The organism is Streptomyces sp. DSM 106670 (assembly GCF_055792845.1).
Genome location: NZ_CM147704.1, coordinates 7322890 through 7336690 on the forward strand (window position 1 = coordinate 7322890; position 13801 = coordinate 7336690).

Annotated in this window: 14 protein-coding genes; 7 read left to right on the forward strand and 7 right to left on the reverse strand. The window is 72.6% G+C overall.

Translation table 11 applies throughout. The features are described from left to right. Nucleotides 1-4 precede the first annotated feature (4 nt). Nucleotides 5-979 carry an acyl-ACP desaturase gene (locus ACSMXR_RS32380; protein ID WP_473170510.1) on the reverse strand — a complete coding sequence of 325 codons (975 nt, stop codon included), beginning with the start codon at nt 977-979 and terminating at the stop codon, nt 5-7. Nucleotides 980-1166: 187 nt separating this feature from the next. After that, nucleotides 1167-3494, reverse strand: coding sequence for an ATP-binding cassette domain-containing protein (locus tag ACSMXR_RS32385; protein ID WP_473170511.1), 2328 nt, complete (start codon nt 3492-3494; stop codon nt 1167-1169). A 131-nt stretch (nt 3495-3625) separates the two neighbouring features. Between ACSMXR_RS32385 and ACSMXR_RS32390 the strand changes: the two genes are divergently transcribed. Together ACSMXR_RS32390 and ACSMXR_RS32395 are read left to right on the forward strand one after the other, a co-directional pair. After that, entirely contained in the window at nt 3626-4450 is an 825-nt protein-coding gene (locus ACSMXR_RS32390) for an alpha/beta fold hydrolase (RefSeq protein WP_473170512.1), read from the forward strand. Nucleotides 4451-4530: 80 nt separating this feature from the next. Next, nucleotides 4531-5313, forward strand: a complete 783-nt coding sequence (locus tag ACSMXR_RS32395; RefSeq protein ID WP_473172472.1) for a helix-turn-helix domain-containing protein — start codon at nt 4531-4533, stop codon at nt 5311-5313. Between the two features lie 55 nt (nt 5314-5368). On the opposite strand, the gene ACSMXR_RS32400 is transcribed toward ACSMXR_RS32395, so the two are convergent. Both ACSMXR_RS32400 and ssgD read right to left on the reverse strand, forming a co-directional pair. Continuing rightward, nucleotides 5369-7000, reverse strand: a complete 1632-nt coding sequence (locus ACSMXR_RS32400; RefSeq protein ID WP_473170513.1) for an ABC-F family ATP-binding cassette domain-containing protein — start codon at nt 6998-7000, stop codon at nt 5369-5371. A gap of 231 nt (nt 7001-7231) precedes the next feature. Then, the gene (ssgD, locus tag ACSMXR_RS32405; RefSeq protein WP_137228625.1) at nt 7232-7651 is read right to left on the reverse strand and encodes a spore wall synthesis regulator SsgD; all 420 of its coding nucleotides are present in this window, start codon (nt 7649-7651) and stop codon (nt 7232-7234) included. Between the two features lie 207 nt (nt 7652-7858). On the opposite strand from ssgD, the gene ACSMXR_RS32410 reads away from it, so the two are divergent. Then, nucleotides 7859-8977, forward strand: coding sequence for a WD40/YVTN/BNR-like repeat-containing protein (locus ACSMXR_RS32410; RefSeq protein WP_473170514.1), 1119 nt, complete (start codon nt 7859-7861; stop codon nt 8975-8977). Nucleotides 8978-8990: 13 nt separating this feature from the next. Here ACSMXR_RS32410 and ACSMXR_RS32415 read toward each other — a convergent pair whose 3' ends face one another. Continuing rightward, nucleotides 8991-9857, reverse strand: coding sequence for an alpha/beta fold hydrolase (locus ACSMXR_RS32415; protein ID WP_473170515.1), 867 nt, complete (start codon nt 9855-9857; stop codon nt 8991-8993). A gap of 71 nt (nt 9858-9928) precedes the next feature. Then, the gene (locus ACSMXR_RS32420) at nt 9929-10225 is read right to left on the reverse strand and encodes a YciI family protein (protein WP_137228617.1); all 297 of its coding nucleotides are present in this window, start codon (nt 10223-10225) and stop codon (nt 9929-9931) included. A gap of 108 nt (nt 10226-10333) precedes the next feature. On the opposite strand from ACSMXR_RS32420, the gene ACSMXR_RS32425 reads away from it, so the two are divergent. The 4 genes from ACSMXR_RS32425 to ACSMXR_RS32440 all read left to right on the forward strand — a co-directional run bounded on the left by ACSMXR_RS32425 (nt 10334) and on the right by ACSMXR_RS32440 (nt 12388). Beyond that, nucleotides 10334-11026, forward strand: a complete 693-nt coding sequence (locus ACSMXR_RS32425) for an endonuclease V (RefSeq protein ID WP_137228614.1) — start codon at nt 10334-10336, stop codon at nt 11024-11026. Between the two features lie 90 nt (nt 11027-11116). Beyond that, nucleotides 11117-11554, forward strand: coding sequence for a glutaredoxin domain-containing protein (locus tag ACSMXR_RS32430; protein ID WP_473170516.1), 438 nt, complete (start codon nt 11117-11119; stop codon nt 11552-11554). 81 nt (nt 11555-11635) lie between these two features. Beyond that, on the forward strand, nt 11636-11779 hold the full coding sequence (gene mmpA / locus ACSMXR_RS32435) for a morphogenic membrane protein MmpA (RefSeq protein WP_167396344.1): 144 nt from the start codon (nt 11636-11638) through the stop codon (nt 11777-11779). A gap of 45 nt (nt 11780-11824) precedes the next feature. Then, nucleotides 11825-12388, forward strand: a complete 564-nt coding sequence (locus ACSMXR_RS32440) for an O-methyltransferase (RefSeq protein WP_473170517.1) — start codon at nt 11825-11827, stop codon at nt 12386-12388. A gap of 24 nt (nt 12389-12412) precedes the next feature. Here the strand turns inward: ACSMXR_RS32440 and ACSMXR_RS32445 are convergent, their stop codons facing one another. After that, on the reverse strand, nt 12413-13603 hold the full coding sequence (locus ACSMXR_RS32445) for a saccharopine dehydrogenase family protein (RefSeq protein ID WP_473170518.1): 1191 nt from the start codon (nt 13601-13603) through the stop codon (nt 12413-12415). Nucleotides 13604-13801 lie beyond the last annotated feature (198 nt).

The window sequence follows — 13801 nt, forward strand, 5'->3', positions numbered from 1 at the left end:
AGGCTCAGGCGCGTCCGCGCGCCGCCATCCGGGCCTTGCGGGCGGCGAGCTTCTCGTCGAACTTCGACGCCTCGCTGTCCAGCCCGCCCATGTACAGACCGAGCTCCTCCTGGGCCTTCGCACCCTCCGGGCCGAGCCCGTCGATGTTCATGACCTTCAGGAAGCGCAGCACGGGCTGGATCACGTCGTCGTGGTGGATGCGCATGTTGTAGATCTCGCCGATCGCCATCTGCGCGGCGGCCCGCTCGAAGCCGGGCATGCCGTGCCCGGGCATCCGGAAGTTGACGACGACATCGCGCACGGCCTGCATGGTCAGGTCCGGGGCCAGCTCGAAGGCGGCGCCCAGGAGGTTCCGGTAGAAGACCATGTGGAGGTTCTCGTCGGTCGCGATCCGGGCCAGCATCCGGTCACAGACCGGGTCGCCGGACTGGTGGCCGGTGTTGCGGTGCGAGACGCGGGTGGCCAGCTCCTGGAAGGCGACATACGCGACGGAGTGCAGCATCGAGTGCCGGTTGTCCGACTCGAAGCCCTCCGCCATGTGCGCCATGCGGAACTGCTCCAGCTTGTCCGGGTCCACGGCGCGCGAGGTGAGCAGGTAGTCGCGCATCACGATGCCGTGGCGGCCCTCCTCGGCGGTCCAGCGGTGCACCCAGGTGCCCCACGCGCCGTCGCGGCCGAACAGGGAGGCGATCTCGTGGTGGTAGCTGGGGAGGTTGTCCTCGGTGAGGAGGTTCACCACGAGAGCGATCTTGCCGATGTCGGTGACCTTGGACTGGTCCGCCGCCCACGCCTCGCCGTCCTCGAAGATGCCGGGGAAATTCCGGCCGTCGGAGAACGGAACGTACTCGTGCGGCATCCAGTCCTTGGCGACCTTGAGATGGCGGTTGAGCTCCTTCTCCACCACCTCTTCCAGCGCGTACAGCAGCTGGGCGTCGGTCCACGCCTTCGAACTGCCGAGGTGGGGAGAGGTGATCGTCACGGGGAGCTCCTGGGGACGGGAGAATTACCTACGGCTTCGTAGGTTACGAGACCGTAGGTTAAGGCGGCCGTAAGGTCAAAGCCAAGCCTGCTCCCGCCAGTGATCGACCACGTACGGTCATCGGCCCAGGTGAATCGCCCTGTGACGGCCCTCCCGGAGCCCCTCCGGAGCCCTTCCGGGCCCCGTTTCACCGTTCCGGAACGGCTTGCTCCACCCCCGGATCGCGGCGCAGATACCGGCCGGTGACGGACGTCGGATGTGCGAGGAGAGCGGCGGGCGTCCCCTCGAAGACCAGCTGCCCGCCGCCCTTGCCGCCGTCCGGCCCCAGATCGATCACCCAGTCCGCCCGCTTGACCACATCCAGGTTGTGCTCCACGCAGATCACCGTGTTCCCGGCGTCGACCAGCCGGTCCAGCAGATCCACCAGCGCGCCCGTGTCCGCCAGGTGCAGTCCGGTCGTCGGCTCGTCCAGCACGTACACGCTGGAGGTGCGGTGCAACTGCGTGGCGAGCTTGATCCGCTGCCGCTCGCCGCCCGACAGCGAGGAGAGCGGCTGTCCCAGCGCGAGATAGGTGAGACCCACCGCGTCGAGGGTGCGCAGCTTCCGCGACAGCACCGGATCCTCGAACAGCCCGGCCGCCTGCGCCGCCGTCATGTCCAGGACGTCCACGATCGACCGGCCCCCGACCCGGTGCTTCAGCACGTCGTCGTGGAACCGGCGGCCCTCGCACTCCGGGCAGGTCGTGGTGACCGGATCCATGAACGCCAGATCCGTCGAGATCTCCCCGCGCCCCGAGCAACCCGCGCACGCCCCGGTGGAGTTGAAGCTGAACAGGCCGGCGTCCACACCGTTCTCCCGGGCGAACACCTTGCGGATGGCGTCCAGCGCGCCGATGTACGAGGCGGGGGTGGAGCGCGACGAAGCGGTGATCGCGCTCTGGTCGATCACCACCGCCTCCGGGTACGCCGCCGTGAACACCCGCGACACCAGCGTCGACTTCCCGGACCCCGCCACCCCCGTCACCGCGGTCAGCACCCCGGTGGGGAACGACACGTCCAGGCCCTTGAGGTTGTGCAGATCGGCCCCGTGCACGGGCAGCCGGCCGGTGGGGGAGCGGACGGTCTCCTTCAGCGGGATGCGGCGGCGCAGCGACCGGCCGGTGAGCGTGTCGGCCTCGCGCAGCCGCTCGAAGGGCCCCTCGAAGACGATGTGCCCGCCGTCCGCCCCGGCCCGTGGCCCCATGTCGACGACATGGTCGGCGACGGCCATCACATCAGGGTCGTGCTCGACGACCAGCACCGTGTTGCCCTTGTCGCGCAGCCGCACCAGCAGATCGCCCAGCCGCCCGACGTCACGCGGGTGCAGGCCGACGCTGGGCTCGTCGAAGACGAACGTCAGCCCGGTGAGCGAACTGCCCAGATGGCGCACCATCTTGAGCCGCTGCCCCTCGCCTCCCGACAGCGTCGTGGTCTCCCGGTCCAGGCTCAGATACCCGAGCCCGATGCCGGCCAGCCGCTCCAGCCGTTCACGGGCGGCGGCGGCGATGGGCCCGCCCACCGGATCGTCGATCTGCTCCAGTACGCCGACGAGTTCGGCGACCTCCATCCGCCCGTAGTCGGCGGGTGAGAGCCCGTCGATCCGGGTGGCGAGCGCCGCCGCGTTCAGCCGCGCCCCGCCGCAGGCCCCGCACACCCGCTCCACGGTGAACCGGGCGGCGGCCTCGCGCCGCTTCTCGGAGAGGGCGGCGGTGTCGCGCTTGAGATACAGGCGCTCGAAGCGGGTCACGACCCCCTCGAACTTCATGTCCGCCGACCCGGTCCGCAAGTCGAGGCGGACGGTGAATCCCGAACCGTGCAAGAGCAGTTGGCGCTCCGCCTCGCCGAACTCGGCCAGCGGCAGATCATTGTCGAACCGCCCCGAGCCCCCGTACAGATTCCACTCCCAGCTGCCCACCGACAGACCGGGCAGCAGCAGCGCCCCCTCGTTGAGCGACTTCGACCAGTCGATCGCCCGGTCGAGATCCAGCTGGACCGTCCGCCCCACCCCGTCGCACTCCGGGCACATCCCGGCGGGGTCGTTGAAGGAGTACGCGGTCGCCCCGCCCGCGCTCGGGGTCCCGCACCGGGAGAACAGCACCCGGATCACCGACCAGATGTCGGTGGCCGTGCCCACGGTGGAGCGGACATTGCCGCCCAGCGGCTTCTGGTCGATGACGATGGCCACCGACAGGTCCTCGACGGACTCGACGTGCGGCCGCTCGTACTTCGGCAGCCGGTTGCGCAGGAACGAGGTGAAGGTCTCGTTCAGCTGCCGCTGCGACTCCACGGCGATCGTGTCGAAGACGACCGACGACTTGCCCGAACCGGAGACACCGGTGAAGACGGTGATCCGGCCCTTGGGGATCCGGAGGGAGACGTCGCGCAGATTGTTCTCGCGCGCGCCGGTGATGACGATGTCGCGGTGGGCGGCGCCGGGGGTGTACGGCTCCGCGTCGCGGTCGGAAGAGCGATCCATGAGCGCGACGCTAGGCGGGATACCGGACAGCTTCTGTCTGCTTTTTCCGGGAGATTCGCGGGCGGCATCGGTGCGAGGCGGGCGACATTCGTACAAGACCGGGGAGCGGCGGCTCGGCCATCCTCACCCGCATGGGCATCGATGACAGCACATACGTGCACGGAATACACGTGGTCCACGACGGCCCGCGGGAGGCGCCGCCGCTCGTGCTCATCCACGGATCGGGCGCCTCGGGCAGCTCCTGGGGCCCGGTGGTGCCGGCGCTGGCCCGCCGGCACCACGCCGTCCGGGTCGACCTGCCGGGCCACGGACAGTCCCCGCCCGCGGCGTCGTACGACGTGCCCGGGCAGGCGGCGGGACTGGCCGCGGCGCTCGACGAACTCGCCCTGAGGTCCGTGACCGTGGCCGGGCACTCCAGCGGCGGATACATCGCCACCGCCCTCGCCGAGCAGCGCCCGGACATGGTGGGAGCCCTCGCGCTGATCAGCAGCGGCCCGGGCCCCGACGCGCTCCTTCCGCAGCCCGCTGTCCTCCGGGCGCTCATCGCCCCGCCGCTCGGTCCGCTGATGTGGCGCGTCCGGTCCGACGCGATGCTCCGCCGGGGGGTGACCGCGGTGTGCCGCCGCCCGGTGAGCGTCCCGGACGAGGTGGTCGACGACGCACGGGGCATCAGCTACCGCACCTTCAGGACGGTGCTGCGCCGCAACACCGAGTACATCGCCGAGCGGAGCGTCCCCACGCGTCTCGGCGCACTCGACGTCCCGGCTCTCGTGATCTTCGGCACCGCCGACCCCCGCTGGGACCCGGATGCGGTACGCCTCTACGACGCGACACCGAACACGCGGGTCGAACGACTGACCAAGGTCGGGCACATCCCCATGCTCGAAGCACCCGGCGAAACAGCTGAGTTGTTGATGCACTTCGTGGCAACGGCAGGCCCTAGCCTTGCTCCGTGAGGCTCACCGGATCACCCCCCGACTGGTCGGCGGTGGACGTCGCGGTGCCCCGGCGCCCGGGCCTGCTCCCGGGGGCCGTCATGGCCGGCTTCCGCCAACTCGCCCCGGTCCACATGGATATCGCCATGGTCGCGCACCCCTCGGTCACCCTGTTCGTGGACCTGAGCGAGGGGCGCGGGATCGTCCACGACTTCGACGGCGGTCGCGCACGCGGCAGCACGGTCGCGGGGCTGGTACCGGGAGGCCTGCGGCTCGGCGGCCGGGCGGCCGGCGGGATCGAGTGCCTGCAGATCCGGCTGTCGCCGCCCCTGGCGGTCGCGGTGCTCGGCGCGTCGGCCGACCTCAGCGGGACGGTCGTCCCCCTGGAGGACATCTGGGGCCGGGACGCCGAGCGGACCGAGGACAGGCTGCGGGCGGCCGGGACGTGGGACGAGCGGTTCGCGATCGCGGCGGACGCCCTCGGCCGGCGGCTGGACGTCCGCCGATCGCCGGACCCGGAGGTGGCCGCCGCCTGGAAGCTGATCCTCACCGGCCGGGGCCGGGTGGGCGTCGACAGCCTGGCGAACGAGGTGGGCTGGAGCCGCAAGCGTCTCTGGTCACGCTTCCGGTCCCAGATCGGCCTCGCCCCGAAACACGCCTCCCGGCTGGTCCGGTTCGACCACGCGGCCCATCTCCTCGCGGCCGGCCACCCCGCCGCCCGGGCGGCGGCGTTGAGCGGCCACGCCGATCAGGCCCATCTCCACCGCGAGGTCAAGGCGTTCACCGGGGTGACGCCCACGGCCGTGGCCGCCGCCCCGTGGCTCGCCATCGACGGCGTCGCATGGCCGACCCCGCCGGCGGACCCACCCCTGCCGGTGGCCTAGGACCCGTCGTCAAACCGCCGTCTGCCGGGCCCGTACCGTCGTCAGGGGTACCGCCTCAGCGCCCCGCGCGCACCGCCTCCGCCGTCGTGTCCCGCAGCTCGCCGTCGAGCCGGAGCCAGCGGGTGATCCCGATCGACTCCAGGAACGGCACATCGTGACTCGCCACGATCAGCGCCCCCTCGTACGCCTCCAGCGCCTCGGTCAGCCGCCGTACGCTCGCCAGATCGAGGCTGTTCGTCGGCTCGTCGAGCAGCAGCAGCCGGGGCGCCGGGTCGGCCAGCAGCAGCGTCGCCAGCGTCGCCCGGAACCTCTCCCCGCCCGACAGGGTCCCCGCCGGGCGGTCCGCCGCCGCCCCCTTGAACAGGAAGCGGGCCAGGCGCGCCCGGACGGCGTTGTCCGTGCTGCCGGGCGCCGACCGGCCCACGTTCCGCACCACCGACGACGCGTCGTCCAGCACATCCAGCCGCTGCGGCAGGAACCCCGTCGCGACCAAGGGGCTCGCCTCCCCCGAGAGCGGCGTCAGATCACCCGCGATCGTCCGCAGCAACGCCGTCTTGCCCGCTCCGTTGCGCCCGGTCAGCGCGATCCGCTCCGGGCCCCGAACCATCAACTCGCCCCGCAGCGGCGGACCGTAGGGCGGCACCGGATCGCGCAGCAGCAGCACCTCGCCGCCCGGGTGGACCCGGGTGCCCGGCAGCTCGATCCGGATCTCCTCGTCCTCCCGCACCGCCGACTCCGCCTCGTCCAGGCGCTCTTCGGCCGCCGCCAGCCGCTCGGTATGCAGGATGCGGTGCTTGCCGGCGGACACCTGGGCGGCGCGTTTGCGCTGCCCCATCACGACCTTGGGCTCCCGCTTGGTGTCCCACATCTTCTGCCCGTACCGCTTGCGACGGGTCAACGTGACGTGTGCGGCCGACAGTTCGCGCTTCTGCCGCTGTACGTCGGACTCGGCGGCCCGCACCATGCGCTGCGCCGCCTCCTGCTCGACGGCGAGCGCCTCCTCGTACGCCGACAGATTCCCGCCGTACCAGGTGACCGAGCCCTCACGCAGATCGGCGATCCGGGCGACCCGCTCCAGCAGCTCCCGGTCGTGACTGACGACGAGCAGCGCCCCGGTCCAGGCGTCGACCGCGTCGTACAGCCGCCGACGGGCGTACGCGTCCAGGTTGTTCGTCGGCTCGTCCAGCAGCAGCACCCCGGGCCGGTCCAGCAGCAGCGCGGCCAGCCGGAGCAGTACGCACTCGCCGCCGGACATCTCCCCGATGGTGCGGTCGAGCCCGATGTGGCCGAGGCCGAGCCCGTCCAGCGTGGCGAGCGACCGTTCCTCGATGTCCCAGTCGTCGCCGATCACCTCGAAGTGCTCCGCGCGTACGTCGCCGGACTCGACCGCGTCGAGCGCCGCGCGCCGGTCCGCGATGCCGAGCACCTCGTCGACCCGCAGCGCGGTGTCCAGGACCAGGGTCTGCGGCAGGTGACCGAGTCCGCCCCGGACGGTGATCACCCCTTCCTGCGGGGCGAGTTCACCGGCGATCAGGCGCAACAGGGTCGACTTGCCGCAGCCGTTGAGGCCGATGAGCCCGGTGCGGCCCGGGCCCACGGTCAGATCGAAACCGGTGAAGACCTCGCTGCCGTCGGGCCAGGAGAAGGCGAGGGAGGTACAGCTGATGTGGGCGTCGGAAGCAGACATACGGATCTCCCGTGAGCGTCGGGGAACGACAAGGACGGCTGAAGAAGACTGAGATCGCACACGGGCGCTCCGGCCGCGGTAGGCGCGGCGGGCGCTGCACGGTGTGCACAGGACCTCAGATCAGCAACGTCCCACTCCGATCGACGACAACAGGAACCATCACGAAGGTAGGCCGGGGGAACGGGCGGGGCAACCGGATTTACGGCCGGGGAGAAGGGCCCGGGGCCGGGGTCAGCGGGGGCCGCCGTCGAGCAGGTCGGTCAGACCCCGGTCCAGGTCCAGGTACCGGTGCTCGTCGCCGACCGGAACCAGCTCCTGCGCCCGCTGGAGGAAGCGCCGCAGCTCCTCGGTGCGCACATGGACCATGGCGATGCCCTCGGGGGCGTGGAACTCCAGCACGGTCCGCTCGTACCCGAACGGCCGCACCCGCACGTCTCCCTGCCCGGTGGGCGAGTCCACCCCGGTGGTCAGCAGCTCGCGCGAGAACTCCCAGGACACCTCGGTGCCCTCCAGCGTCGCCGGAGCCGGGAACGCCATACGTACGGCGAAGGGGTACTGGCGGTCGTAACTCAGGGTGGCGGGCAGGGTCTCCATCCGCGGTGCGGACGCGACCATGCGGGCCTGCACGGACTGCTCGATGACGCTGGACAAGACCTGCTCCCTCTCCCTGCCGGGTGAACGGTTCCCGGCACTGGAGTAGACGACGGAACTCCTCGTTTCGTGCACCGGCGTGCGGCGTGAGCTGCGTCACCGGTCGCGGGCGGCCCCGTCCGGACCTCCACGTCCCCCCGCACTCCTGCCCGGTCGGCGGCAACGCACCCTGGACGGGCCGGAACCCGTGGGCTAGCTTCCAGCGCCATGAGGACCACGGGGAACACGAGACGGCTGATGGCACTGGTGACCGGCGGTGCGGCCCTGGCCGCCGTACTGGTCGCACCGGGCGCGTACGCGGCACCGGACACGGCGGGAAGGACGGCCTCCCAGCAGGCCGCCACCCGCGGCCTCCTGCCCGGCTGGAAGCTCACCGACACCGGCACCGACGCCCGCTTCCGGGGGCTCGCCGCCGTCAGCCGCACCACCGCCTGGGCCGCCGGGTCGAAGGGTACGGTCCTGCGCACCGGCGACGGCGGCCGCACCTGGCGCGATGTGTCACCGCCGGGCGCCGCCGACCTCGAACTGCGGGACATCGAGGCGTTCGACGGCCGCCGCGCCGTCGCCCTGGCCATCGGCGAGGGCGAGGCCTCCCGGGTCCTGCGCACCGACGACGGCGGAGCCACCTGGACCGAGTCCTTCCGCAACACCGATCCGCGGGCCTTCTTCAACTGCCTGACGTTCTTCGACAGCCGGCACGGTCTCGCGGCGGGCGACCCGGTGGACGGGAAGTTCCGGATCCTGTCCACGGCGGACGGCGGCCGTTCCTGGCGGGTCCTGCCCGACGCCGGAATGCCCGCCGCCCTGCCGGGCGAGGCGGGGTTCGCGGCGAGCGGCCAGTGCCTGGTCAGCTCCGGCGCCAAGGACGTCTGGCTGACCACCGGGGGAGCGGAGACCGCCCGCGTCCTGCACTCCGAGGACCGGGGCCTGACCTGGACGGCGAGCGCGTCGACCCTCCCGGCGGGCGACCCGGCCCGCGGGGTCTTCGCCGTCGCCTTCCGCGACCGGGGCCACGGCATCGCGGTCGGCGGCGACTACCGCCCCGACCAGGCATCCCCGCAGGCCGCCGCCGTCACCGGGGACGGCGGCCGCACCTGGCGGCAGTCCGCCACCCCGCCGCCCGCCTACCGCTCCGGCGTCACCTGGCTCCCGTACAGCCGCACCGCCGCCCTGGCCGTCGGCCCCACCGGCACCGACCTGACGCTGAACGGCGGGCGCACCTGGCACACGGTGGACTCCGGCTCGTACGACACCGTCGACTGCACGCCCGACCTGGGCTGCTGGGCGGCGGGCGAGAAGGGGCGGGTGGCCCGGCTGGGGTTCTGACGCCCGGGCGGCCTCAGGAGGCGTCCAGCACCTCCCGCAGCCGCACCGCGAACTCATCGGGCTTCCCGGGGTAGCCGAACTCCCCGTCGAGGAAACCGCCGTGATGGCTCGGGAAGACGGTCACCCGCTGCCCGAGCAGTCCGGCGGCCGCGTGGGACGTCCGCCCGGTCTGCACCGCCCGGGACTCCTCGCCCACGGCGATCACCACGCGGGTGGGGGCGGCGGCGATGGCGTCGGCGTCCGGCCGGTGGTCGCTGACCGCCCAGGACCGGTCGGACAGCAGCGGGTCGTCACGTGAGCCGTCGTCCTCGGCGGGCATACCGAACGCGGCGGGATCGGGCGCGGGCTGTGCGAAGTACGCGTCGGTGAACTCGCCCTCCCACGAGGTCATGGCCACGAACGCGGCCATCCCGGCGCCCCACCCCCGCTTCTCGTACGCGTCCCGGACCCCGGCCCGCGCCCGGACGGCCGCCGGGCCGTCCGGGGTGATCGTGATGAGCGGCGGCTCGTGCGCGACGAGGGTGGTCACGTCGTCGGGGTGGCGCGCCACGAGGGCGAGCGCGGCGACCGCCCCGCCGCTGCTGGCGAACATCTCGACCGGCCCGGCCCCGAGCGCCGCGACGACCGCGTGCACGTCGTCGGCCAGGATCCCGGGCGTCCAGTCGACCCGTCCGTCCCCGCGGGTGGAGCGGCCGAGCCCCCGGGAGTCGTAGGTGACGACGGTCCGGTCGGGGAAGCGGGCGGCGAGCGCGGCGAACCCGCTCGCGTCCATGGGATGGCCGATCAGGAACAGGGGCGGGCGGCCGTCGGCGGTGGGCAGCGGTCCTCGGACGTCGTACACGAGGTCGGCGCCGGCTGTGGTGAGTGTGAAGGTCTCCATACCCGTACAGACGGGCCCCGCCCCGGAAACTCATCGCCGCTGGCGGCGGCCATCGTGGAGGTGTCCGCCCGCTACGGCAACCGCTGCTGGTACGGGGCGAGTCCGGGCGCCGTCTTGGTGGCGATGAACTCGGTGATCCGGTACGCGCACACCTGGTGCTCGGCGAAGGGGTCGGCCGCCGCGATCTTCTCGATCGCCGCCCGGTCGTCCCCGACGGCCAGGATCACCCCGCCGTCCCGGGGGTTCTTGCGCCCCGAGGCGATGAAGACACCGGCCGCGTACTGCTCGTCGAGCCAGGCGATGTGCTCCCGCATGAGCGCGTCGACGCGCTCGACGGGGGCCGTGTAGGTCAATTCGAGTACGAACATGATCGTCAGGCTACGGGATGCCGGCCTTCCGCTTCGAGGTGTCGTGGCGGGCGGCCTCCGGCACTCCGCGTACCGGCGGAGCCCTGGCCTGCGCATAAGCTTCCGGACATGACGACCTCCCCCATTCCCGCCCACGAGACCCCCGCCGACGAAGCCGAGGGCCGGGCGATCCAGGACCGGCTGCGCGGCCGGGTGATCCTGGACGAGGCGGGGCCGGAGCCCGGAACCGGGCTGGTCACCGGGGTGGACGTGGCCTACGACGACGAGAAGGACGTCGTCGTCGCGGCGGCCGTGGTGCTGGACGCCGTCACGCTGGAGACGGTCGACGAGGCCACCGCCGTCGGCACGATCGCCTTCCCGTACGTCCCCGGGCTGCTGGCCTTCCGGGAGCTCCCCGCCGTGCTGGAGGCCCTGGGAGAGCTGAGCGTCGACCCCGGTCTCGTCGTCTGCGACGGCTACGGTCTCGCGCACCCGCGCCGTTTCGGCCTCGCCAGCCACCTGGGCGTGCTCACCGGGCTGCCGGTGATCGGCGTCGGCAAGAACCCGTTCACCTTCACCTACGAGGCCCCCGGCCCCCGGCGCGGCGACTCCTCCCCGCTGCTGGACGGCGAAGAGGTGGTCGGCCGGGCGCTGCGCACCCGGGAGAACACCAGCCCGGTGTTCGTCTCGGTGGGCCACCGCATCAGCCTCGACAACGCCTGCGCCCACACACTCCGCCTCGCCGGCCGCTACCGCCAGCCGGAGAGCACCCGCCGGGCGGACGCGCTGTGCCGGCAGACCCTGAAGGAAGCGACCGCCTGACGCGAGCGGCCGTGCTGCGGGCGGGCGGCACAGCTCTGGGCCGGCGGCCGCCTCGATGTGCGGGGCCGCACCCCGATAGCGTGCTTCGTCATGACGCGCGTATGGGTGCTGCCGGTCCTGTTGCTGCTCAGCGGTGCGGTCGCCGCGACGGGGCCGGCCCTCGGCGGCGACCCCGTCATGGCGGTCGCACTCCTGCTGCTGTTCGTCCTGTTCGCCGGCCTGACCTCGCCCCTGATCTTCCCGAGGCCGCTCTCCGCCGCCGAGGCGCGGCGCCGCAGCGCGTCCGACGGCCGCCCGGTCGTCTACTGGCGGCCCGGCTGCACCTACTGCCTGCGGCTCCGCCTCCGGCTGGGCCGCGATGCCTCCCGGCTGCACTGGGTCGACATCTGGCGCGATCCGGCGGGAGCGGCCGTGGTGCGGGCGGCCAACGGCGGCGACGAGACCGTGCCGACCGTCGTGGTGGCGGACCGTGCGCACACCAACCCGGACCCGGCATGGGTACGCGAACAGCTGCCGCCGCGCACGTGACGGTCCCGGGCGTGGAACAGTCCTGCAACTGAGTACCCGTACGGATGGCGTAGATCCGTACGGCTGGGCAAGCTGACACGTATGAACGCAACTCGCACAGCCGTCCGCCCCGCGCCCGTCGACCCTGCTCAGCGCCGTATGGCCCTCGGCATGCTCCTCGGGAGCGCCGTCGGGCTCGTCTGGCTGGGTGCGATGCTCTACACACTGGCCGGCTGGGTGTTCTAGCGGTCCGTGGGGGAGGGCGCTGTGCCGGGACCAGGGGATGTGAGCATGTTCGAACGGGTGGTTCCGCCGCGTGTGGTCGCGGCGGCAGAGGTCGCCGCCGGGGTGGGGTTCACCAAGAGCTGCACCCCCGAAGTGGGCCGACTGCTCAGCTTCGCCGCCGCCGCCAAACCGGGCGGAGTCGTGGCGGAGAGCGGCACCGGATCCGGAGTGGGCACGGCCTGGCTGCACAGCGGCCTCGGCGCCGGTGCGCGCCTGGTCACCGTGGAGCGTGACGAGGGGCTGGCTCGCCGGGCGGCCGATGTCTTCGCGGACGACGAACGCGTCAGCGTTCTCACGGGGGACTGGCGGCTGCTCGAACAGCATGCCCCGTTCGACGTCTTCTTCTGCGACGGCGGCGGCAAGCGGGACGACCCCTGGCGGGTGGTCGAGCTGCTCGCCCCCGGCGGGCTGCTCCTGCTGGACGACTTCACTCCGTCGCCCGACTGGCCGCCCCGGTTCGGCGGCGAGGTCGATGAACTCCGCCTGTTCTACCTCACCCACCCGGATCTGGACGCCACGGAAGTGCTCACCACCCCCACCGGCTCGGTGATCGTCGCCGCCCGCCGATAGCCGCGCCCCGGCAGCCGGTACGGCCTACCGCACCGCCGCCACCCGGAACCGCAGCCCCGCCGCCGTGAGCCGGTCCAGGAGCGCGTCGCCCATGGCCACCGCCGTGGTCACCTGCCCGGAGGTCTCCGGCAGTTCGTCCAGGGCCAGGCACACCGCCGACTCGGCGAGGATCTTCGCCGTCTCGCCGTAGCCCGGGTCGCCGCCCGACACCTCGGTGAAGACGCGCCGTCCGCCGCCCTCGCCGACGAAGCGGATGGTGAACCAGCTGCGCTCGCGGCGCTCCTCGTCCGGTCCCTGGCCCGGCTCGTAACGCCCCATCAGCCACTCCCGTACGCCCTCCACCTGTGCGGCGGCCACCAGCGCACCGATCGCCACCGGGGCGCCGAGAGTCATCGGCAGGGTCTTGACCGAGGCGAAGTGCCGGTAGCGGAAGTCGGGGCCGTAGCGCTCCAGGGCCCGTGCGGAGCGGCCCACGATCGTCGGGTCCACCGTCGGCAGCGGCAGTGCCCAGGTGCCGACGGACCCGTTGAAGTGCGGGGAGCCCGCCGGGGTGCGGACGCGGCGGCCGACCAGGCGGGGCTCGTGCAGCCGGCGTTCCCGGGCGGCGGCCAGCATCTGCGGGCCCCGGCCCATCGCGGTCAGCGCCGAGGCGAACGTACCGCCGGAGAACACCGCGTTGGTGCGGACGAAGCCGTCGACGGCCAGGGGGACGTCCTCGGGCAGCTGCTTGACGGTGAAGTACGCCCCGAGGTCGTGCGGTACGGAGTCGAAGCCGCAGGCGTGCACGATGCGCGCCCCCGTCTCGCGGGCCCGCGCGTCGTGCTCCAGATACGTCCGGTCGATGAACTCCGCCTCGCCCGTGAGGTCGGCGTAGTCCGTCCCGGCCTCCGCGCAGGCGGCGACGAGCTTCTCGCCGTAACGGATGTACGGGCCCACCGTCGAGGCCACCACCCGGGTGGAGGCGGCCAGTTCGGCCAGCGCCTCCGCGTCGTCCGCGTCGGCGTCCAGCAGCGGCAGCTCCGCGCAGCCCGGGGCGATCGCGGTGAGCCGTTCGCGCAGCGCCGCCAGCTTGGTCCGGCTGCGTCCCGCCAGTGCCCAGCGGAGGCCCGCGGGGGCGTGGGCCGCCAGGTATTCGGCGGTGAGCGTCCCCACGAAGCCGGTGGCACCGAAGAGGACGACGTCCAAGGGGCGTGTCGTGTCGTTCTGCCTGTTCACGAGTACCTCCGCTGCGAGCCTGGTGCCGACGTGGCAGGCAGAGGGTAGCGGAGAGCGACGTGGCGGCGTGCGGCCGGGCGGGGCGGATGCGAGAGGATCGGGAGAAGGAGCTAAGCGCTTGCTCGGCCCGAGGGGTTGTGCGGAGCCGGGCACGTTCTTAGCATCACAGGTGTTACATCGGTTGTGTCACACCCCTGG

What these genes read in the sequence shown, in the direction of transcription:
- ACSMXR_RS32385 (WP_473170511.1), bottom strand. Translation starts at nt 3,494, where the DNA reads ATGGATCGCTCTTCCGACCGCGACGCGGAGCCGTACACCCCCGGCGCC.
- ACSMXR_RS32390 (WP_473170512.1), top strand. Translation starts at nt 3,626, where the DNA reads ATGGGCATCGATGACAGCACATACGTGCACGGAATACACGTGGTCCAC.
- ACSMXR_RS32395 (WP_473172472.1), top strand. Translation starts at nt 4,531, where the DNA reads ATGGCCGGCTTCCGCCAACTCGCCCCGGTCCACATGGATATCGCCATG.
- ACSMXR_RS32400 (WP_473170513.1), bottom strand. Translation starts at nt 7,000, where the DNA reads ATGTCTGCTTCCGACGCCCACATCAGCTGTACCTCCCTCGCCTTCTCC.
- ACSMXR_RS32410 (WP_473170514.1), top strand. Translation starts at nt 7,859, where the DNA reads ATGAGGACCACGGGGAACACGAGACGGCTGATGGCACTGGTGACCGGC.
- ACSMXR_RS32415 (WP_473170515.1), bottom strand. Translation starts at nt 9,857, where the DNA reads ATGGAGACCTTCACACTCACCACAGCCGGCGCCGACCTCGTGTACGAC.
- ACSMXR_RS32420 (WP_137228617.1), bottom strand. Translation starts at nt 10,225, where the DNA reads ATGTTCGTACTCGAATTGACCTACACGGCCCCCGTCGAGCGCGTCGAC.
- ACSMXR_RS32425 (WP_137228614.1), top strand. Translation starts at nt 10,334, where the DNA reads ATGACGACCTCCCCCATTCCCGCCCACGAGACCCCCGCCGACGAAGCC.
- ACSMXR_RS32430 (WP_473170516.1), top strand. Translation starts at nt 11,117, where the DNA reads ATGACGCGCGTATGGGTGCTGCCGGTCCTGTTGCTGCTCAGCGGTGCG.
- mmpA (WP_167396344.1), top strand. Translation starts at nt 11,636, where the DNA reads ATGAACGCAACTCGCACAGCCGTCCGCCCCGCGCCCGTCGACCCTGCT.
- ACSMXR_RS32440 (WP_473170517.1), top strand. Translation starts at nt 11,825, where the DNA reads ATGTTCGAACGGGTGGTTCCGCCGCGTGTGGTCGCGGCGGCAGAGGTC.